Genomic DNA, 21,614 nt, shown 5'->3' with positions numbered 1-21,614 from the left:
TGCCGACCCCGCAACCCTTGCCCCGTCTGCTTTGCAGCGGTGTTTCGTGTTGCGAGGGGGCGAATCATATGCGCCTCCCCAGACCTTGGCAATCGTTTTGTCACATGAGTATGCGAGGCATGCCGAAGGCGCGGGAACAACCCATTGATCTATAAAGAAAATACAGCCCGCTTAACCCGCACCGGAAGGTGAATACCCGATGAAGTTGCTCGGGTATTCACCTATCAAGTTTTAGCGATGCTTGAAATCGGGCGCCCTCTTCTCCACAAAAGCAGCCATCCCTTCCTTCTGGTCTTCCGTCGCAAAGGTGGAGTGGAACAAACGGCGCTCCAGGTGCACGCCCTCGGAAAGGCTGGTTTCGTAAGCCGCATTGATCGACTCCTTGATCATCATCACCACCGGCAGCGAGAAACCGGCGATGGTCTCGGCAGCGGCCAGCGCATCGTCGAGCAGCTTGTCGGCGGCAACCACGCGCGACACGAGGCCGGCGCGTTCGGCTTCCGCCGCGTCCATCATGCGCGAAGTCAGGCACAGGTCCATGGCCTTGGCCTTGGAGACCGCGCGCGGCAGGCGTTGGGTGCCGCCGGCGCCTGGCATCGTGCCCAGCTTGACCTCGGGCTKGCCGAAACGGGCGGTATCGGCGGCGATGATGATGTCGCACATCATCGCCAGCTCGCAGCCGCCGCCGAGCGCGTAGCCGGCAACGGCCGCGATCACCGGCTTGCGGATGCGGCGGATCGTTTCCCAGTTGCGCGTGATGTAGTCGCCCTTGTACACATCCATGTAGGAGTACTTGGCCATCATGCCGATATCGGCGCCCGCGGCAAAAGCGCGTTCGCTGCCGGTGATCACGATGCTGCCGATGGCTTCATCGGCGTCGAATGCGAGCAGCGCCGCGCCCAGTTCATCCATCAGGGCGTCATTGAGCGCGTTCAGGGCCTTGGGGCGATTCAGCGTCACCAGGCCGACGCGCCCGCGCGTTTCCACCAGAATGTTCTCGTACGGCATGTGTTCTCCTCTTGGAATGGGAAGTCGGAAAGCGGCAAGTGGATCGATTCGTTACCCTGCGAGACGATACTCGCGTGCGCAAATTAGTGCTACCATTTGCCGACCGACTGGTCGGTTAATTTAAACGGCGATCCGGCCCCTCCTATATATAAGAGTGGCCGCGTGCCGCCAGACATTGCCTCCACTGACATGGCAGGAGACGAAAGATGCCAGATACGCCCCCACAGACCAGCCTGACTACCGGCCCGATACTGCTCGCCTGGCATGGCCAGGTTGCGGTCATCACGCTGAATCGCCCCGACAAGCTCAATAGTTTTACCCGCGAAATGCACGCCGTGCTGCAGCTGGCACTCGACCATGTGGAGGCCGGCGGCGCCCGCGCCCTGCTGTTGACGGGTGCCGGGCGCGGCTTCTGCGCGGGACAKGACCTGGCCGACCTGGATTTCACGCCCGGCGCCATGACCGACCTCGGCGAGTTGATCGACGTGTGGTTCAACCGGCTGGTCCGGCGCCTGCAAAAGCTGCCGCTGCCGGTGATTGCCGCCGTCAACGGCACGGCGGCCGGCGCGGGGGCCAACCTGGCGCTGGCTTGCGACATGGTGCTGGCGGCGCGCTCGGCCAGCTTTATCCAGGCCTTCGTCAAGATCGGGCTGGTGCCGGATTCGGGCGGCACCTGGCTGCTGCCCAAGCGCATCGGCATGGCCCGCGCCATGGGCCTGGCCATGACGGGCGACAAGCTCAGCGCCGACGAGGCCGAAAAGTGGGGGCTGATCTGGGAGGCGATGGACGATCCGCTGCTGCCCGTGCAGGCGTTGGCGCTGGCCACGCACCTGGCGGCCCAGCCGACGCGCGCCCTGGCCGCCATCAAGCAAGCCATGTACGCCGGCGCGAGCCAGGGGCTCGATGCCCAGCTTGACCTGGAACGCGACCTGCAGCGCGAGCTGGGCGCGTCGCCCGACTATGCCGAGGGCGTGAACGCCTTCCTGGAAAAACGCGCACCGCGCTTCACCGGGCGATAGGATCGCCAATGCCCCGGCACAGCCAACAGCCCGAACAGGAGACCAGCTTGACCCACGATCCCCAGGCCCTCGCGGAAGCGGCCGCCGCCAGCATGTACGAAGCCGACGCCTGCAGCCGCTGGCTGGGCATCATCGTCGAGGCCGTGCGGCCCGGCTACGCGCGCTTGTCCATGCCGGTGCGCCGGGAATTCCTCAACGGCCACGGCATCTGCCACGGCGGCCTGATGTTCACGCTGGCCGACTCGACCTTTGCCTTCGCCTGCAACAGCCACAATATCAACACGGTGGCGGCAGGCTGCAGCATCGAGTTCCTCAAACCCGTGCACGGCGGCGACGTGCTGACGGCAGAAGCCACGGAGCAGGTCCTGTCCGGCAAGTCCGCGCAGATCAAGGGGCATGTGGTCGCCCCGCCGGGCGCGGCGCAGTGATGCCTGGCCCAGACGAATATAAATACAAATACCAGCAAACATAAGCCCCGCGCAGGAGACACCATGACGCGCCTGACAGATCTGCCGCTCGAGCCGATCGAGACCGCCAGCCGCGACGCATTGCAGGCGTTGCAACTGGAACGCCTGCAATGGTCGCTCAACCACGCCTATCAGAACTCGCCGGTCTACCGCCACAAGTTCGATGCCGCCGGCGTCCACCCGAACCAGATCCGTACGCTGGCCGACCTCGCCCGCTTTCCGTTCACCACCAAGCAGGACTTGCGCGATAGCTACCCGTTCGGGATGTTCGCCGTGCCGCAGGACCGCGTGGCACGCATCCATGCATCGTCGGGCACAACCGGCAAGCCCACGGTGGTGGGCTACACCTTGAAGGACATCGACACCTGKGCCACGGTGGTGGCCCGCTCGATCCGCGCGGCCGGCGCGCGGCGCGGCGACAAGGTGCATATCAGCTACGGCTACGGGCTCTTTACCGGCGGACTCGGCGCGCACTATGGCGTGGAAAAGGCAGGGCTCACGGCGATCCCGTTCGGTGGCGGCCAGACCGAGCGGCAGGTGCAGCTGATCCAGGACTTCAAGCCGGAAGTGATCATGGTCACGCCCAGCTACATGCTGGCCATCGCCGACGAGTTCGAGCGCCAGGGCATCGACCCGACCTCCAGTTCCCTCAAAGTCGGTATCTTCGGCGCGGAGCCGTGGACGCCTGAGATGCGCCTGGTCATCGAGAAGCGCATGGGCATCTCGGCAGTGGATATCTACGGGCTGTCGGAAGTCATGGGGCCGGGCGTGGCCAGCGAGTGCGCAGAGACCAAGGATGGCCCGACCATCTGGGAGGACCATTTCTACCCGGAGGTGATCGATCCCATCACCGGCGAGGTGCTGCCCGACGGTGAATTCGGCGAGCTGGTCTTTACGTCGCTGTCCAAGGAGGCCCTGCCGATTGTCCGTTACCGGACCCGGGATCTCACCCGGCTGCTGCCCGGCAGCGCCCGCGGCGCCTTCCGCCGCATGGAGAAGGTGACCGGCCGCACAGACGACATGATGATCATCCGCGGCGTCAACGTGTTCCCCTCGCAGATCGAGGAACTGATCCTCAAGCACGCCGAACTGGCGCCGCACTACCAGTGCGTGCTGACCAAGGATGGCCATCTCGATGTGCTGACCGTGCGCGTGGAATGCGCGCATGGCGTCGACCCGGCGGCCACGCAGCAGGCCAGCGCCCAGCTGACCTACGACATCAAGGCGTTTATCGGCGTGACCGTTGGCATCGAGATCCTGCCTAGCGGCGGCGTGGAGCGCTCGGTGGGCAAGGCGAGGCGCATCGTCGACCAGCGCCCGCGCTGAAGCGCCGAAGCGCTGAAGGTGGAGAGGTAATAACAAGGGCCGGCCAGGAATGGCCGGCCCTTGCTTTCATGCCCTAGCTGCGCGGCATCAGCACCCACATGCGCCCGCCCTGCTTCATCCGTCCAGCGGTCTCGCCAGCTGCATCGCCAGCCCCCCAGAAGAAGTCAGCCCGCACCCCGCCCTTGATGGCGGAGCCCGTATCCTGCGCGAACATCAGGCGCTGGATTGGCTCGGACGACAGCGGCCGCGTGGTCGAGAGGAAGACCGGCACGCCTAGCGGGATGGTCGCGGGATCGACCGCGATGGAGCGCTCGGCAGYCAGCGGCACGCCCAGCGCGCCGACCGGGCCATCGTTATTAGGCGGCAGCTCGCGGAAGAACACGAAGCGCGGGTTCACGTTGAGCATCTCATCCACGCGCCCCGGGTTGGCCCGCGCCCAGGCCTTGATGCCTTGCATGGTGGCCTGCGCCGGCGTGATCTCGCCGCGGTCGAGCAGCCACTTGCCGAAGGAACGGAACGGCTGGTCGTTGGTGCCGCCGAAGCCCACCCGCATGACGCTGCCGTCCTGCAGGCGGATCCGGCCGGAGCCCTGGATCTGCAGGAACGCCGCTTCCACGGGATCATCCACCCAGACCAGTTCCTGGCCGCGCAGGGCCGGGTTCTGCAGCAATTCGCCGCGCGCCGGCAGCGGCCGGCTGCCCCATTGGGGCGGCTTGCGATACAGCGGGACCTGGTACTGTCCCTGGCGCGTGCGTGCGCCGTGCAGGATCGGCTCGTAGTAGCCGGTGATCAGCCCGCTGTCGGTGCCATCGCCGTTGACCACGCGGAAGGGCTGGAAGTTGGACTCGAAGTAGGCGCGCATCGCACCCAGGTCGCCTGCGTCGACCATCAGGCCGAGCGCGCAGACGCGGTTCCACTCGGCGCGCTTCTTCAGGGCCTGGCAACTGGCCTGCAGCGCCGGCCAGGCGGCGCGCATGTCGTCCTGGCTCCAGCCGCCGATCTCGCCCCAGCTGGCGGCTTGCAGCACGCCCTTCTGGGTGGAACCGGTGGGCGGCGTCACGGGCCGGGTGCCCGGGCCTTCAATGCGGGGCGGCGGGCCGCTCATGCAGCCGGCCAGCAGCGTGGTGGCGGCGGCAAGCCCGAGCCAGCCAAGCCGGCGGCCGCTGGCAGCGGTACTTGCCTGTCCCGACGAGGCGCGGGAAGACGAAAAAGGAAAGCGGAAAAGGGAATGCAGGTGTGCCATCTTGATTGGGTGAAAACTCAGCGTATCGCGGCCGGACGCATCTGCCGATGGCCTACAATGCCCACCGTCGCCTCCACGTAGCCCTGTCATGAGCAAGTTCTTTGAAGCCCATCCCATGCTGCTCTTCGCCCTCGAGGCCGGACTGGCGCTCTTCCTGCTGATCTTCATCGTGGTCTGGACCATGGGCACGGCCAAGAAGAACCCGCGCCCCAGCCGCGCTCCGGACGATCATCCGTCGCGTGCGGGACATGGAGGAAATGCGGGACAAGGCACGGCGCGTACCCAACAGGATCAGGACAGCGCTTCGGGCCAATAGGTTCCGCCGCGTTCAGTACAACGTCTCAGTGCAGCATGCGCGGCAGGACCAGCGCAAACTCGGGGATCGGCACCTCGAAGCGATGGCCATCCTCGGCCACGCAGAAATACTCGCCCTTCATCGAACCCACCGGGGTCGAGATGGTGGCCCAGCTGGTGTACTCGAAATGCTCGCCCGGCTTGAGCAGGGGCTGGTGCCCGACCACGCCAAGGCCAGCCACTTCCTGGGTACCGTTGTCGCTATCGGTGATGACCCAGTGCCGGGAGATCAGCTGCGCAGCCACCTCGCCGGTATTGTGGATCGTGATGGTGTAGGCGAAGGCATGGCGCCCGCGCTCAGGGTCGGACTGGTCGGCCAGGTACTGGGTACGTACGGCCACGGAAAACGCGTATTCGCTCATTGTCGACACATCAGGGCGGGATCAGGGTAGCCGCATTGTGCGGCATGGCTCCGGGGGCGGCAAGCTAAGCCGCCGCAAGCTGCCTGTCGGACGGCAGCGGCGCCCCGCGCGGGGAGGGTAAAATACCGGCTTCCCCCTTGAAGCACCCTCCTTTCGAGCCCCGCCATGAGCACGCCCACCTACCGCATCGCCCCGTCCATCCTGTCCGCCGACTTTGCCCGCCTGGGCGAGGAAGTGCGGCGCGTGACCGCGGACGGCGCCGACTGGATCCATTTCGACGTGATGGACAACCACTACGTGCCGAACCTGACGGTGGGCCCGCTGGTGTGCGAGGCGATCCGCCCCCACGTGACCGCCCCGATCGACGTGCACCTGATGGTGCGCCCGGTGGACCGCATCATTCCGGACTTCGCCAAGGCAGGCGCCAATATCATCACCTTCCACCCGGAAGCCAGCGAGCATATCGACCGCTCCCTGGCGCTGATCCGCGAACACGGCTGCCAGGCCGGCCTGGTGTTCAACCCGGCCACGCCGCTGCACCACCTGGACCACGTGATGGACCGGATCGACGTGATCCTGCTGATGTCGGTCAACCCCGGCTTTGGCGGCCAGTCCTTCATTCCCGAGACGCTCAACAAGCTGCGTGCGGCGCGCAAGCGCATCGACGCGTATGCCGAGCGCACCGGACGCCGCATCCTGCTGGAAGTGGACGGTGGCGTGAAGATCGACAACATCGCCGAGATCGCCGCGGCCGGGGCCGACACCTTTGTCGCCGGTTCCGCCGTGTTCAGCAAGCCGGACGCCGACGGCGGCTACAAGGGCGTGCTGTCGGCCATGCGCAGCGAGCTGGCCAAGGTCGGCAAGGCAGGCCAATGAGCTCGGCGCAGATGAAGCGCACCGACTGGCGCGGCATCCGCGGTGTCATCGTGGACCTGGACGGCACCATGGTGGACACCGCCGGCGACTTCCACGCGGCGGTCAATGCCATGTTGAAGGCGCTGGTCCACCTGCATCCGCAGCTTGGCAACGCCGCGCCGATGAGCAAGGAAGAGATCGTCAGCTTCGTCGGCAAGGGCTCGGAGAACCTGATCCGGCGCGTGCTGGATGCGCGCTTCTCGCCGGCCCACGCCAACGGCATGTTTGCCGATGCGCTGGCGCTGTACGACCGCGAATACCTGCGCATCAACGGTCAGTTCTCGCAGGTCTACCCCGGCGTCGCCGAGGGCCTGGCGGCCCTGAAGGCAGCTGGCCTCCGGATGGCCTGCGTGACCAACAAGCCGCATAGCTTCACCGAGCCGCTGCTGGCCAAGACCGGCCTGGGCCGGTTCTTCGAGCTGGTCTACGGCGGCGACGCCTTCGCCCTGCGCAAGCCGGATCCCCTTCCGCTGCTCAAGGTAGCGGAGGTGTTCCACCTGGAGCCGGCCGAAATGGCCGCGGTCGGCGACTCGGAAAACGATGCGCAGGCGGCCCGCGCGGCGGGCATGGGAGTGCTGCTTGTGCCCTACGGCTACAACCACGGCAATCCTGTACAAGGCGTTGACGCCGATGGTATAGTCGATTCCATTGTTCGCGTTGCCGAGCTGTTGGCGGCACACCGGGCATGATCCCGGCGGCCGCAAGGCCGCCGAAGCCAAGGCACCACCCAACATCCAAACCATAAATCGCTGAACACGATTTCATGTTTCTGAACCGCAAACGCATCTCTTCTGGCAGTGATCGGCAGGCCTGGCCCTGGCGTCGCTGGCGCGCCTCCCAACAGGCGTAAAGTGCGTTCGCGAGTCTCCTGACCGCCCCTTTCCCGCATCCCCGCGATGCATCCGCACCAGGAACGGGCCGGCCAGACCGGCAGGTTGCCGGACCTTCTCTGATTTTCCAGCCGCCCGACATCCAGCCCTTGCGCCGGTGTCTTCCGAACGCGCTGCACGCCCACCCCGGCCGTGCGTGGACACTCGTCCGCGCCATGGTCTCTCCGGGGCGGGTCTGACGACCTTCCAGCCCCAAGTTGCCGACACCGCGGCGTGCGCCATACTGATACGCAGGCGCCGCAGCACAAGAGGATCGACATGACCGAACTGGAATTCAAATCGCTGGCCGAGCAGGGCTACAACCGTATCCCCCTGATCACCGAAGCCTTCGCCGACCTGGAAACGCCGCTGTCGCTGTACCTGAAGCTGGCGCAATCGCAAACGCGCGGGGTCAACACCTTCTTGCTGGAATCCGTGGTGGGCGGCGAGCGCTTTGGACGCTACTCGTTCATCGGCCTGCACGCCMGCACCCTGCTGCGCGCCTCGGGCATGCGCACCGAAGTGGTCACGGATGGCCGCGTGGTGGAAACCCATGAAGGCAACCCGCTCGACTTCATCGCCGACTTCGAGAAGCGCTTCAAGGTGGCGCTGCGCCCCGGCCTGCCGCGCTTTTGCGGTGGCCTGGCCGGCTACTTCGGCTACGACGCGGTGCGTTATATCGAGAAGAAGCTCGCCAACACGCAAAAGCCGGACGACCTGAACCTGCCCGACATCCAGCTGCTGCTGTGCGAAGAGCTGGCCGTGATCGACAACCTGTCCGGCAAGCTTTACCTGATCGTCTACGCTGACCCGACCACGCCGGAAGCCTACGCCCGCGCCCGCCAGCGCCTGCGCGAGCTGCGCATGAAGCTGCGCCAGCCGGTGGATGTGCCTATCACCAGCCCCTCGGTGCAAACCGACGTCTACCGCGAATTCGAGAAGGCCGACTACCTCGCCGCCGTGCACAAGGCCAAGGAATACATCATGGCTGGCGACATGATGCAGGTGCAGATCGGCCAGCGCCTGGTCAAGCCGTACCGCGACTCCCCGCTGACGCTGTACCGCGCGCTGCGCTCGCTGAACCCGTCGCCTTACATGTACTTCTACAACTTCGGCGACTTCCAGATCGTGGGCGCCTCGCCCGAGATCCTGGTGCGCCAGGAAACCCGCCGTGTGGGCAGCAACGGCGACCAGCGCGAGGATCACATCGTCACTATCCGCCCGCTGGCCGGCACCCGTCCGCGCGGCAACACACCAGAGAAGGACGCGCAACTGGCCACCGAGCTGCTCAACGATCCCAAGGAAATCGCCGAGCACGTGATGCTGATCGACCTGGCGCGCAACGACATCGGCCGCATCGCCGAGATCGGCTCGGTCAAGGTCACCGACCAGATGGTGATCGAAAAATACTCCCACGTGCAGCACATCGTCAGCTCGGTGGAAGGCACGCTCAAGCCCGGCATGAGCAACCTCGACGTGCTGCGCGCCACCTTCCCGGCCGGCACGCTGTCGGGTGCGCCCAAGGTACACGCGATGGAGATCATCGACGAGCTGGAGCCGCGCAAGCGCGGCATCTACGGCGGCGCGGTGGGCTACCTGTCCTTCGGCGGCGAGATGGACCTGGCCATTGCGATCCGTACCGGCATCGTCAAGGACGGCAATCTCTATGTGCAGGCGGCCGCCGGCATCGTTGCCGACTCGGACCCCGAAGCCGAATGGAGGGAAACCGAAGCCAAGGCGCGCGCCGTGATCCGCGCCGCTGAGCAGGTCCAGGACGGTCTGGACTCGGATATCTAAGGTAAAGGGAACAGGGGAACCGCCATGCTGCTGATGATCGACAACTACGATTCGTTTACCTACAACATCGTCCAATACTTCGGCGAACTCGGCGCCGACGTGCGCACCTATCGCAACGACGAAATCACGCTGGAAGACATCGAGGCGCTCAAGCCCGACCATATCTGCGTTTCGCCCGGCCCGTGCAGCCCGCGTGAAGCCGGCATTTCCGTGGCAGTGCTGCAGCACTTTGCCGGCCGCATCCCGATGCTGGGCGTGTGCCTGGGCCACCAGGCCATCGGCGAAGCCTTCGGCGGCAAGGTGATCCGCGCCAAGCAGGTCATGCACGGCAAGGTCAGCCGCATCGAGACCACGCAGGAAGGCGTGTTCGCCGGCCTGCCCAAGCACTTCGACGTGACGCGCTATCATTCCCTGGMGATCGAGCGCGAGACCTTGCCGGATTGCCTGGAAGTGACGGCCTGGACACCGGATGGCGARATCATGGGCGTGCGCCACAAGACGCTCGCCRTCGARGGSGTGCAGTTCCACCCSGAGTCCATCCTGTCCGAGCACGGCCATGCGCTGCTGGCCAACTTCGTCAAGGCGCCCCGATGAGACTGCTCGATACGCCAAGCGCGCCCGTCCCCGGCGCGGCCCACACCAACGCAAAGACCGAGACCGCCATGTCCATCACGCCCCAGGAAGCCCTCACCCGCTGCATCGAACACCGCGAGATCTTCCATGACGAGATGCTGCACCTGATGCGGCAGATCATGCAGGGCCAGATGTCGCCGGTGATGGCCGCGGCCATCCTGACCGGCCTGCGGGTCAAGAAGGAGACCATCGGCGAGATCTCGGCGGCGGCGCAGGTGATGCGCGAGTTCGCCAACAAGGTGCCAGTCAAGGACCGCGAGAACTTCGTCGACATCGTCGGCACCGGCGGCGACGGCTCGCATACGTTCAATATTTCCACCGCGTCGATGTTCGTGGCGTCCGCCGCCGGCGCGCGCATTGCCAAGCACGGCAACCGTGGCGTGAGCTCCAAGTCGGGCAGCGCCGATGTGCTGGAGGCGCTGGGCGTGAACATCATGCTGACGCCGGAGCAGGTCGGGCACTGCATCGAGCAGACCGGCATCGGCTTCATGTTCGCCCCTACCCATCACCCGGCCATGAAGAATGTCGCCCCGATCCGCAAGGAAATGGGCGTGCGCACCATCTTCAATATCCTGGGCCCGCTGACCAACCCGGCCGACGCGCCCAATATCCTGATGGGCGTGTTCCACCCCGACCTGGTCGGCATCCAGGTACGCGTGATGCAGCGCCTGGGCGCGCGCCATGCGCTGGTGGTCTACGGCAAGGACGGCATGGATGAGGTCTCGCTGGGCGCCGCCACGCTGGTGGGCGAACTCAAGGACGGCGAAGTGCGCGAGTACGAAGTCCACCCCGAGGATTTCGGCCTGCAGATGATCTCCAACCGCGGCCTGAAGGTGGCCGATGCCGCCGAGTCGAAGGAAATGCTGCTGGAAGCGCTCACCGATGTGCCCGGCACCCCGCGCGAGATCGTCACGCTCAACGCCGGCACGGCGCTGTATGCGGCCAATGTGGCCAGCTCGATCGAGGACGGCATCCAGCGCGCGCGCGAGGCCATCGCCAGCGGCGCGGCGCGCGAGAAGCTCGACCAGTTCGTGCGCGCCACGCAGCAGTTCAAGTAAGCCCGAGCCATCCAGCCCCGCGAGAGAATTACCGCATGTCCGATATCCTGCAGAAAATCCTGGCCGTGAAGGCCGACGAAGTGAACGCGGCGCGCAAGAAGCGCGGCCTGCCCAGCCTGCGCGCCGAGGCCGAGAGCCTGCGCGCCGAGCCGGGCCTGGCGCCGCGCGGCTTCGAACGCGCGTTGCGCGAGAAAATCGCCGCCGGCAACGCCGGGGTGATMGCCGAGGTGAAGAAGGCCTCGCCCTCCAAGGGTGTGCTGCGCGCGAACTTCGTGCCGGAGGCCATCGCCGAGAGCTACGCCACGCATGGCGCGGCCTGCCTTTCCGTCCTGACGGACGTGAACTTCTTCCAGGGCCACGCCGACTTCCTCAAACGCGCCCGCGGCGCCTGCCCGTTGCCGGCCTTGCGCAAGGACTTCATGATCGACCTGTACCAGGTCTATGAAGCGCGCTGCTGGGGCGCCGACGCCATCCTTCTGATCGTGTCCGCGCTGGACCCGGGCCTGATGGCCGAACTGGAAGCCTGCGCGCATGAGCTCAGCATGGACGTGCTCGTGGAAGTGCACGGCGGCGAAGAGCTCGACGCCGCGCTGCGCCTGAAGACGCCGCTGCTGGGCGTGAACAACCGCAACCTGCGGACCTTCGAGGTATCGCTCGATAACACGCTGGACCTGCTTGCGCGCATCCCCGACGACCGCCTGGTGGTGACCGAATCCGGCATCATCGGCCCGGACGACGTGCACCGCATGCGTGACGCCAACGTGCACGCCTTCCTGGTGGGCGAGGCCTTCATGCGCGCGCCCGACCCGGGTGTCGAGCTGGCCCGCTTGTTCGCCTGAACGGAAACATAAAACACAATGGCCCAGGAAATCGAACTCAAGCTGGCGGTGCCGGACGGTGCCATGCCGGCGCTGGCGGCCTGGCTGGATGGACAAGGACAGGCGCGCGGCGAGCACACGCTGCTCAACGTCTACCTTGACACGCCCGCGCGCGACCTCGCCAGCGCACGCGCCGCCCTGCGGCTGCGCCGCCGCGGCGAGCAATGGCTGCAGACGCTGAAGACCGCGGGCAAGAGCGAAGCCGGGCTGGCCGCCCGCCACGAGTGGGAAACCAGGGTGGCGGCCGAAGCCATCGAGCTGGACGCCTTCCCGCCCGAGGCGCGCGCCCTGCTGGCGCCACTGGCCGCCACCCTGGCACCGGTATTCCGCACCGATTTCGCGCGGCGCACCTGGCTGATCGAGCAGGATGGCGTAAGCATCGAGGCCGCGCTCGACGTCGGCACCATTTCAGCGCCCGCCAGCGCCGCGCAAGAGACGATCCAGGAACTGGAGCTTGAGTGGCTGCCCGGCGACACCAGACAGGCGGCGCCCACCCAAGCACAGGCCGAAGCCGCGCTGCGCGCGCTGGCACTGCGCCTGCAGCACGTTGCGCCCCTCAAGCCGTCCGACCAGAGCAAGGCCGCGCGCGGCTATCGGCTCGCCGCCGGTGCCGGCCACGCCTGAGCTGGCGCGCCCGCGCCCTCTCGCCCCTCCCCCCAAAAAAAACAGGTACTCCTCCAGCATGACCAAGCACAACAGCGCACAGGCCGACCTGTTCGCAGCCCCGGCCGTTGCCGCGGCCGAAACCGAGAACGCCGCCGTGCCTGCCCCGGCCGCCGCCAGCCTGTCGGAGCAAGCCGCCGCGCTACCTGCGGCCTGGCGCGCGTTGCTGGCCCCCTGCATGAACACCGCCGGCTGGCAGGAACTGGCCGCCTTCGTCGACGGCGAGCGCGCGAGCGGCAAGCCGGTCTTTCCGCATGACGTGTTCCACGCCTTGCACCTGACGCCGCCCGAGACCGTCAAGGTGGTCATCCTTGGCCAGGACCCGTATCACGGCACCGGCGTGGTCAACGGCAGCGAGGTTCCGCAGGCGCATGGCCTGGCCTTCTCGGTGCCGGACGGCGTGCGCGTGCCGCCCAGCCTGCGCAACATCTTCAAGGAAATCGCCGCGGAGTATGAAGGCGGCGCTGCACCGGCCTCCGGCAATCTCGAAGGCTGGGCGCGCCAGGGCGTGCTGCTGCTCAACACCGTGCTGACGGTGGAGCAAGGCCAGGCCGCCAGCCACGCCAAGCGCGGCTGGGAAGCCGTGACCGATTGCCTGATCCAGGCCTTGTCGGCCGCGCGCCCGCACCTGGTCTTCCTGCTGTGGGGCAGCCATGCACAGGCCAAGAAGCCCTTGCTGGCCGGCACGCACTGCGTGCTGGAAGCGCCGCATCCGTCACCGCTGTCGGCACACCGGGGTTTCCTGGGCTGCGGACACTTCCGGCTGGCCAACGATTGGCTGCAACAGCACGGCGCCGCGCCGGTGGACTGGCGCGCCACCTGAGCCGCCGCGCAGCCAGCCGCCCCCTTGCCGGGCACGCCTCAAGCGGTCGGCAGGCAGTCGAAATCCTCGAACTCACCCGCGCCGGGCAACGCCACTAGCGCGTTGACCTGCGCGTCCGGCGGCCCACGCCGCATCCAGTTGCAAAGGGCCTCCAGCCGATCCGGCGGCCCATAGGCCATGACCTCGACCGAGCCGTCGTGCCGGTTGCGCACCCAGCCGTTGATGCCGAGCGCCCCGGCCTGCCCCGCGCAGGCCACGCGGTAGCCCACGCCCTGCACCCTCCCCTTGACCACGATGTGCCATGTTTCCATCTGGCTTCCCCTTGCCGCGCGCGAGCGCTGAAACATCCGTTGAAACGGTTACGACACGCATAACAGGTAAACTAGACCGCCATGCAAAGCGTTACCAGTAAGGGCAGGCCAATACTGGTAACGTCCGCGGCACAACGACGCGCAAGGTGCGCCCTGTCGACAACCCGACAACCCGAAAGCCCTGTTCCTAACCTGAGCCAGCGCAGCGCAAGGCGCCCACGCCCTGGCTGGCACCACCGATCCGATCCATCCCGGCCCCCGGACCGCCCGGCCCCACCCGGCCCATACGGCAACCGCAGCCAACGTTTCCACTGCCAAGATAATGCAGCAAGCCGAACACGACCAGGCCAGCTCGGTCACTTCCCGTGGCTACGCCAGCCAGTTGCTGACCGCGCCGCCGAACCGCTTCGACCTGGCGCTGCTGCCCATCATCCTGGCGGTGATCGTGCTGGTGGCCTTTGCCGCCCGCCAGATGAATGTGCCCTACCAGCCCGGCGAACCGCTGGACGTGCACCTGGACATCGCCTACCTGCCCTACTACCTCATGCGCACCAGCATCCGCATGATGATTGCGCTGGGCGCCTCGCTGCTGTTCTCCTTCGCCTTCGCGGCGCTCGCCTCCAAGAACCGCACCGCCGAGAAAGTGATGGTACCGGCGCTGGACATCCTGCAGTCGATCCCGGTGCTGGGCTTCTTGTCGATCACCGTGACCGGCTTTATCGCGCTGTTCCCCGGGAGCCTGGTCGGGGTGGAATGCGCCGCCATCTTCGCCATCTTCACCTCGCAAGCCTGGAACATGGCGTTCAGCCTGTACCAGTCGATCCGCACCATCCCGACCGACCTGGTGGAAGCGGCAGCCATGTTCCGGCTCTCGCCGTGGCAGAAGTTCTGGCGCCTCGAAGTACCTTTCGCCATGCCGGGCCTGCTGTGGAACATGATGATGTCGATGTCCGGCGGCTGGTTCTTCGTGGTGGCGTCGGAAGCCATCTCGGTATCGGGCAACGACATCCGGCTGCCGGGTATCGGCTCCTACATCTCGCTGGCGATCCAGCAGCAGAACCTGGCGGCGATCGGCTGGGCCATCCTGGCCATGCTGATCGGCATCATCCTCTATGACCAGTTCCTGTTCCGGCCGTTGATTGCCTKGGCCGACCGCTTCCGCTTCGAGATCATGGCGCAGGAGACCGAGCCGCAATCGTGGCTGCTCAACCTGCTGCGCCGCTCGGAATGGGTACGCGTGCTGCTGGGCCGCACGGCGGCGCTGGCCGAGCGCACGCTGGCCTGGGGATCCGGGCGCAAGGCGGTGGCGCCGAAGGCCAACGATGGCCGGCGCACAATATGGATCGAGCGCGCCAGCAACGTCATCATCATCCTGATTGCCGTGATGGCGCTGTATCGCGTGATGCACTTCGTGCGCACCGAGGTGGGCTGGGCTGAAGTGGGCCATGTGCTGTGGCTGGGTACGCTGACCATGGTGCGGGTGATCGTGCTGATCGCGCTAGCCGCGGTGATCTGGGTACCGATTGGCATCCGCATCGGCCTGAACCCCAAGGTAGCGCGCGTCGCCCAGCCGGTGGCGCAGTTCCTGGCCGCCTTCCCGGCCAACCTGATGTTCCCGCTGGTGGTGATGCTGATCGTGCGCTTCGGGCTGAACCCGGAGGTCTGGCTCAGCCCGCTGATGATTTTCGGCACGCAGTGGTACATCCTGTTCAACGTGATCGCCGGTGCTTCCGGCATCCCCACCGAACTCAAGCTGGCCGCGCGCAACTTTGGCCTGCGCGGCTGGCTGTTGTGGAAACGCTTCCTGATCCCCGCCGTGTTTCCCAGCCTGCTGACCGGCCTGGTGACCGCGGCCGGCGGCTCTTGGAATGCGAGTATCGTGTCCGAGTACGTCACCTGGGGCGACCGCACGCTGGTCGCCACGGGTCTTGGCAGCTATATCGCGGAGATGACCTCCAAGGGCGACTTCCCCCGCATCGCGCTAGGCATCGGCGTGATGGCGGTGTTTGTGGTGGGCTTCAACCGCTTGCTGTGGAACCGCCTCTACCTGCTGGCGCAGGAACGCACGCGCCTTTGAACCGCCATACGCAGCCAATACACTGCCAATACGCCGCCCATTTGAAGCCCTGAATCTGAACGGAATTCCATCATGGCAAGCCCCACCGCAGACGCAGCCGAATCCGTAGTCGAACTGCGCGGCGTCTCAAAAATCTTCCGCACCGCGGACCGCTCCGACCGTGCCGTGCTCGAAGGCGTGGACCTGACCCTCAAGCGCGGCGAGATCGTCGCCATGCTGGGCAAGTCCGGCTCTGGCAAGTCCACCCTGCTGCGCATCATGGCCGGTCTGGTCGGCGCCGATCGCGGCGAGGTGTGCTTTCGCGGCGAGCCGCTGCGCGGCACCGCCGAAGGCATCGCCATGGTGTTCCAGTCGTTCGCGCTGTTTCCCTGGCTCACCGTGCAGCAAAACGTGGAGCTGGGGCTGGAAGCCCAGGGCGTGCACAAGGAAGAGCGCGCGCGCCGGGCCGAGGCGGCGATCGACATGATCGGGCTGTCGGGCTTCAACAGCGCGCTGCCGCGCGAGCTCTCCGGCGGCATGCGCCAGCGCGTGGGCATTGCCCGTGCGCTGGTKACCGAGCCCGACCTGCTGCTGATGGACGAGGCCTTCTCCGCGCTCGACGTGCTGACCGGCGAGACCCTGCGCGACGAAATGCTCGACCTGTGGGAAGACGGCCGCACCAACATCAAGTGCATCCTGATCGTCTCGCACAATATCGAAGAGGCGGTGATGATGGCCGACCGCATCGTGATCCTGTCGAGCGATCCGGGCCGTATCCGCGCCGAGGTGAAGATCCCGTTCCCGCGCCCGCGCAACCGCGACTCTGCCCAGGTACGCGGGCTGATCGACGAGGTCTACACACTGATGACGTCGCCCGCCGCGATGGGCCCGCGCGTCACCGCGCTGGCGGCCGCGCGCGATATCGGCTACCGCCTGCCGGATGCCGACATCAGCCAGATGGAGGCTATTCTCGACCTGCTGTGCGAAGCACCCTTTTTCGGCAGGGCCGACCTGCCGCACCTGGCCGAGGAAGCCGGGCTCACCGACGATGACCTGCTCCCGGCCTGCGAAGCGCTGCACCTGCTGCAACTGGCCACCATCGAGCGCGGCGACATCAGCGCCACCGGCCTGGGCCGCGCGTACTACGAGACGGAGCCACCCGAGCGCAAGGTGCTGTTCGGCAAGCAATTGCTGCAACACGTGGCACTGGCCGCGCAAATCCGCCGCGAGCTGGAGCAGTCCGAGGACGGCGAGATCCGCGAGGAACACGTGCTGCGCGAGCTCGAAGCCTTCCTCAAGCCAGACGAAGCCGAGCGCGTGCTGACCCTGGCAATCGAATGGGGCCGCTATGGCGAGGTGTACGAATACAGCTACAACAGCGGCATGCTGACGCTGCCCCGCGAGGAGCAGCCGGCGCCGGGCGCGGGCACGCAGGCCTGACTGGGCGCAGCCTGGGATTCTGGTTCTTCAGGTTCCTAGCGCTCGCGCATGGCCCGGCCGATCGCGCCGGTACGCAGGGCGATCTTGGCGGTGTCCTCGCGCAGCGCGCGCAGGCGGCGCTCCAGGATGGCATTGGCGGTGCGCCCGGTGGAGCTCGCCGTGCTGGCGGTGCCGCCGGCCTCGCCGGCAGCCCGGGTCAGCTCGCCCGAGGCCGCGGCCTGTACCAGCACATCGGCGCGGCGGCGGTCGGCGGAATCGGCCAGGCGGGCGCGACGCTCGCTGGCGTCTTCGGCCGCGGGAGGCGCGGCGAGCGCTTCCGTGCCGATGGCAGCATCGGCGGCGCGCACGGCCTGGGTATCGGACACCGCCACAACATCGGCACCATCGGCACCGTCATCGGCAACACCAACCGCGGCCGCCACGTTGGCACCAACGCTAGCGTGCACCAGCCCTGCTGTCTCCGTGGCTTTCACCGGCGCCTTCGCCTTCGCCGGGTCCTTCACCGCGCGGATGAAACCCGCGCCCCGCCCACCGGCACGATCGTCCTCGGCCAGCCGTTCGCTGGCCAGCTGCAGGCTGTTGGCTGCGGCATCGGTGGCCTGGCGGATGGCGGCTTCGGCGGCCGGCAAGTCCAGCTCGCCGTAGTGCTCGCGCACCTGGATGCGCGCCGCGGCCACGTGCGCCGCCACCAGGTAGTTCTGCACGATGAAGCGGTTCAGGTTGTCCACCGCGCGATGCCGGCTCTTAGGCTCGTCGAGCATGCGCTGGAACGACCCGATCAGCGCGGACAGGCTGTCCATGAACTGCTTGCGCTGCACCCGGTAGGCAAAATCGTCCTTGGCCACGCGCAGCAGCAGGTCGCGCGTGGCGGCAATGTAGCGGCGGTTGGCCTGCAGCACGTTTTCYACCAGCGCGGGCAGCGCGCGGTATTCCCAGCTGGGCAGCACAAAGCTGAACACCGTGGCGATCACGCCGCCGATCACGGTATCGATCAGCCGCTCGCCCGCTACCGTGGAACTGCCCGGCACCAGCAGGTTGATCTGGATCAGCACCTGCACGCAGGCGGCAACAGCCGTGTAGCGGTACTTGATCGTGGAGAACGCCGTGCTGGCCACCAGCGCCAGGAACAGCACGCCCAGCAGGATCAGCGGCTGGTGCACGACCTTGAGCACGCCCACCGCGATCACGCAGCCGATCAGCGTGCCGATCAGGCGGTCGTTGTAGCGCTGCTTGGTCATGCTGAAATTGGGCTTCAGGATGACGATGATGGTCAGCAGGATCCAGTAGCTGTGCGACACATACGGCAGGTGCTCGGCAATCCACAGCCCCGCGCCCACCGCCATGGTGATGCGCAGCGCGAAGCGGAACGCCGGCGATTTCCAGTTCAGGTTGTCGCGCAGCACCTTGAGCTCGTAGCGCTGGCGCGTCAGGAACGGCGTCATGTCCGGCCCGGGCAGCACCTTGCTGGGCTCCACCGGCGTGCGCGATGCTTCGTGCAGCTGCTCCACCAGCACGATGGCGCCCTTGATCATGTCGAGCGTTTCCACCGCCGCCGTCATCGCCGCCGGGTTGATGTGGTGGTACCGCAATTGCGCGATCTCGTGCGCGACGGCGCGCAGCTCGTCCCGGTAATCCACGGAAGCGTAGGAAGGCCGGCCGCGGGTGATGTCGTAGGCGATCCCCTCCACGTCCTTGCACATCAACTGCACCAGGCGGCGCAAGTGATCGAGTACCGGCGTGCTGCCAAAGGTCTGGCGCAGCAGCGGGTAATCGGTATTGGTGGAGAGAATGTACTCGTACAGGTCCAGCATGCGCATGTGGACCTGCACCAGCAGCCCGTCATGCGTAGTGCGGTTGCCGCGCAGCACCAGGTCGCGCGCGGCCTGCTGGCGCTCCGCCACCACGATCTGCTGGCGCACCAGCTGGTTGAACAGCGCCTCGTAGTCGTTGCCGGCATCGTAGAAGCCTGCCTTGATCTCGAGGTACCCGGCCATCTCGTACAGCGACTCGGCCAGCACCTGCTGCTTGGTACGCCGCTGCGTGGCCCAGCTCACCGCCATCGCGTACGCCATATAGGCCACCGCGCCGATGCCGAACAGCAAGGAATGCTCGAGCGCGCGCCGCACCACGAAGTCCTCGTTGATGGTGAGCGTCATGACGAACAAGGCCGAGAACTGCAATGGCAAGGTCTTGTTGCCATACACCGTCATCATGCCAGCCATGAAGGTCACCAGCACCAGCACCAGCGGCATCACGCGCGGGAACGGCGTGGCCATGGCCACCAGCAAGGTCACCGCCGTGCACAGCAGCACGCTGGCCAGCATCTCGTTGAACTTGTGGTTGAACGGGCTGGGCAGATCCATCAGGCTGGTGCACAGCGCGCCCATCGACACCACCATGGCGGTGGGCAGGTCCGCGAACTGCAAGGCGATCAGCGTGGCGCCGATCACCCCGGTCGCGGAGCGCAGCCCGCGATACACGTAATGYGAATAAACGAAGGTGCGGGCGTCGTGCGCGTATTGCATGTGGTGGCGATCGGCGGCGTTGGGGCTAATCGGCCTACAGGCCCAGCCAGCGCGCACGCATGGCCTGGCGGCCGCCTTCGGCCGTCACGGTGTACTGCGCCGCCGGCTCGCGCGCGAAGGTCAGCGGCAGGACATGCAGCTCATCGCGGCGGAACACATGGCACTCGGCGCTATCGCCGTCGCGGTAGCGCGCCAGCAGCTTGTCGAGCTGGCCAGGGGCTACACGCAGGCCGTCCACCGCGGCCAGCAGGTCGCCCGCCGAGATCCCGGCCGCCTGGGCCGCGCCGCCGTCAAGCACCTGGGTCACGCGCACCCAGCCATCCTCGGTCTTGGTCTTGATGCCAAGCGCGGCGTTGCGCTCTGGCTTGGTCGGCACCGCCTTGATGCCGAAGGGCTTGAGGAGCGCGGCGAGTTGCAGCTCGCCGGTGCCTTCGGTGAGCGAGCGCAGCAGCGCACCCAGGCGCAAGCCGCTGACCTCATCGAACAAGGCGTGCACCTCGGCCTCGGTCACGCCGCGCTGCTGCGCGCCTGGCGCGTAGAAGCCGCTGCCGTAGCGCTGCCACAGCGCGCGCATGATGTCGTCGAGCGAGCGGCGGTTGCGGGTCTTGGTGCGGATGGTGAGATCCAGCGCCAGGGCAACGAGCGAGCCCTTGGTGTAGTAGCTGACGATGGCGTTGGGCGCGTTTTCGTCCTGGCGGTAGTACTTGGTCCAGGCATCGAACGAGCTATCGGCCACGCTCTGCTTGGTGCGGCCGTTGCCGCGCAGCACGCCGTTCCAGGTCTTGGCCAGCAGCTCCACATACTGCTTCTCGGTGATGCGGCCGCTGCGCACCAGCATCAGGTCATCGTAATAGCTGGTGAAACCCTCGAACAGCCACAGCAGGGGCGTGTAGGTTTCCTCGCGCAGCCGGTAGGGCACGAACGCCGCGGGCTTGATGCGCTTGACGTTCCAGGTATGGAAATACTCGTGGCTGCACAAGCCGAGGAAGGTGCGGTAGCCTTCGGTGGCTTCTGGCTTGCCGCGCGCCGGCAGGTCAGCGCGCGCGCACATCAGCGCGGTGCTGGCGCGATGCTCCAGGCCGCCGTAGCCATCCGTCGTGACCATGGTCATGAACACGTAGCGGCGGTTGCTGTCGAGGAACGGCGCGGCCTCGGTCTCGGGCTCGAACAGCCGGATCTGCGCTTCGCAGATCTGCTTCAGGTCGCGGCAGACGCGCTCCAGGTCGAGCTGCGGCACGCGGCCCGTGAACACCACGTCGTGCTGGGCGCCGCAGGCGCGGAAGCTGCCCATGGTGAAGTTGCCCATCTCGACCGGGTGATCGACCAGTTCGTCATAGTCGGCCACCTGGTACCGGCCGAAGCCGTAGCGCTTGGCGCCACCGCGCCCGGGCGCCTCGCGCATGGCCGTGGCGACCCGCCACCCGGCATAAGCCTCGCCGGCGGGTGCATGGATATCAACTGTGCAGGGCTGGTCTTCCTGCCCTTCGGCGCAGAGGAAGACTGAGCTGCCGTTGAAGAAGCCGTGCGTGGCGTCCAGGTGCGCGGCGCGCACCGACAAGTCCCAGGCGTAGACCTCATAGCTGAGCGCAAGCGGCCCGCCCACCGGGGCCGCCTGYCAGCTCTGCTTGTCCAGCTTGGTCAGCGCCACCGGCTTGCCGCCGGCCTGCGCGCGGATGCGCACGATATTGCGCGCGAAGTCACGGATCATGTAGCTGCCGGGAATCCACGCCGGCAGGTAGAACTGCTGGCCGGCGGGATGGGGGGCGTCTACCGTGACGGTGACGGCGAACAGGTGCGCTTCCGGTTGAAGCGGGGCAATGGCGTAATGGATCGGCTTCATGAGCGTGATTGTAGCGCCATGCCCGCT

At 66.7% G+C, this 21,614-nt stretch carries 20 protein-coding genes; 14 read left to right on the top strand and 6 right to left on the bottom strand.

Annotation, left to right across the window (positions count from 1 at the left end; translation table 11 throughout):
* Positions 1-231: 231 nt before the first annotated feature.
* Positions 232-1,008, bottom strand: coding sequence for an enoyl-CoA hydratase (locus AC1DS3_RS03980; protein ID WP_477126733.1), 777 nt, complete (start codon positions 1,006-1,008; stop codon positions 232-234).
* A gap of 206 nt (positions 1,009-1,214) precedes the next feature.
* Between AC1DS3_RS03980 and paaG the strand changes: the two genes are divergently transcribed.
* The 3 genes from paaG (at position 1,215) to paaK (ending at position 3,820) form a co-directional block, all read left to right on the top strand.
* Positions 1,215-2,027: a 2-(1,2-epoxy-1,2-dihydrophenyl)acetyl-CoA isomerase PaaG gene (paaG, locus tag AC1DS3_RS03975; protein ID WP_477126732.1), complete on the top strand. Its 813-nt coding sequence runs from the start codon at positions 1,215-1,217 to the stop codon at positions 2,025-2,027.
* Positions 2,028-2,074: 47 nt separating this feature from the next.
* A complete protein-coding gene (locus tag AC1DS3_RS03970) occupies positions 2,075-2,455 on the top strand; it encodes a hotdog fold thioesterase (protein WP_477126731.1) in 381 nt (126 codons plus the stop codon).
* A gap of 63 nt (positions 2,456-2,518) precedes the next feature.
* Positions 2,519-3,820: a phenylacetate--CoA ligase PaaK gene (gene paaK, locus AC1DS3_RS03965; RefSeq protein ID WP_477126730.1), complete on the top strand. Its 1,302-nt coding sequence runs from the start codon at positions 2,519-2,521 to the stop codon at positions 3,818-3,820.
* A gap of 73 nt (positions 3,821-3,893) precedes the next feature.
* Here the strand turns inward: paaK and mltA are convergent, their stop codons facing one another.
* Entirely contained in the window at positions 3,894-5,063 is a 1,170-nt protein-coding gene (mltA, locus tag AC1DS3_RS03960) for a murein transglycosylase A (RefSeq protein WP_477126729.1), read from the bottom strand.
* Between the two features lie 88 nt (positions 5,064-5,151).
* Between mltA and AC1DS3_RS03955 the strand changes: the two genes are divergently transcribed.
* Positions 5,152-5,379 (top strand): hypothetical protein, encoded by a 228-nt coding sequence (locus AC1DS3_RS03955; RefSeq protein ID WP_043349921.1) that lies wholly within the window; start codon positions 5,152-5,154, stop codon positions 5,377-5,379.
* Between the two features lie 25 nt (positions 5,380-5,404).
* On the opposite strand, the gene apaG is transcribed toward AC1DS3_RS03955, so the two are convergent.
* Positions 5,405-5,779: a Co2+/Mg2+ efflux protein ApaG gene (apaG, locus tag AC1DS3_RS03950; protein ID WP_006162582.1), complete on the bottom strand. Its 375-nt coding sequence runs from the start codon at positions 5,777-5,779 to the stop codon at positions 5,405-5,407.
* Positions 5,780-5,944: 165 nt separating this feature from the next.
* Between apaG and rpe the strand changes: the two genes are divergently transcribed.
* The 8 genes from rpe (at position 5,945) to AC1DS3_RS03910 (ending at position 13,415) form a co-directional block, all read left to right on the top strand.
* On the top strand, positions 5,945-6,655 hold the full coding sequence (gene rpe / locus AC1DS3_RS03945; RefSeq protein ID WP_006162583.1) for a ribulose-phosphate 3-epimerase: 711 nt from the start codon (positions 5,945-5,947) through the stop codon (positions 6,653-6,655).
* Positions 6,652-7,383 (top strand): phosphoglycolate phosphatase, encoded by a 732-nt coding sequence (gph, locus tag AC1DS3_RS03940; protein WP_441640274.1) that lies wholly within the window; start codon positions 6,652-6,654, stop codon positions 7,381-7,383. The genes rpe and gph overlap by 4 nt, the downstream gene beginning before the upstream one ends.
* Before the next feature lie 459 nt (positions 7,384-7,842).
* Positions 7,843-9,360, top strand: coding sequence for an anthranilate synthase component I (trpE, locus tag AC1DS3_RS03935; RefSeq protein WP_477126728.1), 1,518 nt, complete (start codon positions 7,843-7,845; stop codon positions 9,358-9,360).
* Positions 9,361-9,384: 24 nt separating this feature from the next.
* Positions 9,385-9,954, top strand: coding sequence for an aminodeoxychorismate/anthranilate synthase component II (locus AC1DS3_RS03930; RefSeq protein ID WP_477126727.1), 570 nt, complete (start codon positions 9,385-9,387; stop codon positions 9,952-9,954).
* Between the two features lie 68 nt (positions 9,955-10,022).
* A complete protein-coding gene (trpD, locus tag AC1DS3_RS03925) occupies positions 10,023-11,051 on the top strand; it encodes an anthranilate phosphoribosyltransferase (protein ID WP_441640283.1) in 1,029 nt (342 codons plus the stop codon).
* A 35-nt stretch (positions 11,052-11,086) separates the two neighbouring features.
* Entirely contained in the window at positions 11,087-11,890 is an 804-nt protein-coding gene (gene trpC / locus AC1DS3_RS03920) for an indole-3-glycerol phosphate synthase TrpC (RefSeq protein ID WP_441640272.1), read from the top strand.
* Positions 11,891-11,908: 18 nt separating this feature from the next.
* Positions 11,909-12,553, top strand: a complete 645-nt coding sequence (locus AC1DS3_RS03915) for a CYTH domain-containing protein (RefSeq protein WP_441640271.1) — start codon at positions 11,909-11,911, stop codon at positions 12,551-12,553.
* 58 nt (positions 12,554-12,611) lie between these two features.
* Entirely contained in the window at positions 12,612-13,415 is an 804-nt protein-coding gene (locus AC1DS3_RS03910; protein WP_477109590.1) for a uracil-DNA glycosylase, read from the top strand.
* Between the two features lie 38 nt (positions 13,416-13,453).
* Here the strand turns inward: AC1DS3_RS03910 and AC1DS3_RS03905 are convergent, their stop codons facing one another.
* Positions 13,454-13,726, bottom strand: a complete 273-nt coding sequence (locus tag AC1DS3_RS03905; protein ID WP_174428369.1) for an acylphosphatase — start codon at positions 13,724-13,726, stop codon at positions 13,454-13,456.
* A gap of 322 nt (positions 13,727-14,048) precedes the next feature.
* On the opposite strand from AC1DS3_RS03905, the gene AC1DS3_RS03900 reads away from it, so the two are divergent.
* On the top strand, positions 14,049-15,803 hold the full coding sequence (locus AC1DS3_RS03900; RefSeq protein ID WP_477126726.1) for an ABC transporter permease: 1,755 nt from the start codon (positions 14,049-14,051) through the stop codon (positions 15,801-15,803).
* Positions 15,804-15,875: 72 nt separating this feature from the next.
* On the top strand, positions 15,876-17,222 hold the full coding sequence (locus AC1DS3_RS03895) for an ABC transporter ATP-binding protein (RefSeq protein WP_441640268.1): 1,347 nt from the start codon (positions 15,876-15,878) through the stop codon (positions 17,220-17,222).
* Positions 17,223-17,257: 35 nt separating this feature from the next.
* On the opposite strand, the gene AC1DS3_RS03890 is transcribed toward AC1DS3_RS03895, so the two are convergent.
* Both AC1DS3_RS03890 and AC1DS3_RS03885 read right to left on the bottom strand, forming a co-directional pair.
* Positions 17,258-19,747 carry an FUSC family protein gene (locus AC1DS3_RS03890; RefSeq protein ID WP_477126725.1) on the bottom strand — a complete coding sequence of 830 codons (2,490 nt, stop codon included), beginning with the start codon at positions 19,745-19,747 and terminating at the stop codon, positions 17,258-17,260.
* Between the two features lie 34 nt (positions 19,748-19,781).
* A complete protein-coding gene (locus AC1DS3_RS03885; protein ID WP_477126724.1) occupies positions 19,782-21,587 on the bottom strand; it encodes a M61 family metallopeptidase in 1,806 nt (601 codons plus the stop codon).
* Between the last annotated feature and the right edge of the window lie 27 nt (positions 21,588-21,614).

Source organism: Cupriavidus sp. 01L46, assembly GCF_056399905.1.
The sequence above is the reverse complement of the archived record's forward strand: the minus strand, read 5'-3'. Positions and strand labels throughout refer to the sequence as shown.

What these genes read in the sequence shown, in the direction of transcription:
- AC1DS3_RS03955 (WP_043349921.1), top strand. Translation starts at nt 5,152, where the DNA reads ATGAGCAAGTTCTTTGAAGCCCATCCCATGCTGCTCTTCGCCCTCGAG.
- apaG (WP_006162582.1), bottom strand. Translation starts at nt 5,779, where the DNA reads ATGAGCGAATACGCGTTTTCCGTGGCCGTACGTACCCAGTACCTGGCC.
- rpe (WP_006162583.1), top strand. Translation starts at nt 5,945, where the DNA reads ATGAGCACGCCCACCTACCGCATCGCCCCGTCCATCCTGTCCGCCGAC.
- gph (WP_441640274.1), top strand. Translation starts at nt 6,652, where the DNA reads ATGAGCTCGGCGCAGATGAAGCGCACCGACTGGCGCGGCATCCGCGGT.
- trpD (WP_441640283.1), top strand. Translation starts at nt 10,023, where the DNA reads ATGTCCATCACGCCCCAGGAAGCCCTCACCCGCTGCATCGAACACCGC.
- AC1DS3_RS03915 (WP_441640271.1), top strand. Translation starts at nt 11,909, where the DNA reads ATGGCCCAGGAAATCGAACTCAAGCTGGCGGTGCCGGACGGTGCCATG.
- AC1DS3_RS03910 (WP_477109590.1), top strand. Translation starts at nt 12,612, where the DNA reads ATGACCAAGCACAACAGCGCACAGGCCGACCTGTTCGCAGCCCCGGCC.
- AC1DS3_RS03905 (WP_174428369.1), bottom strand. Translation starts at nt 13,726, where the DNA reads ATGGAAACATGGCACATCGTGGTCAAGGGGAGGGTGCAGGGCGTGGGC.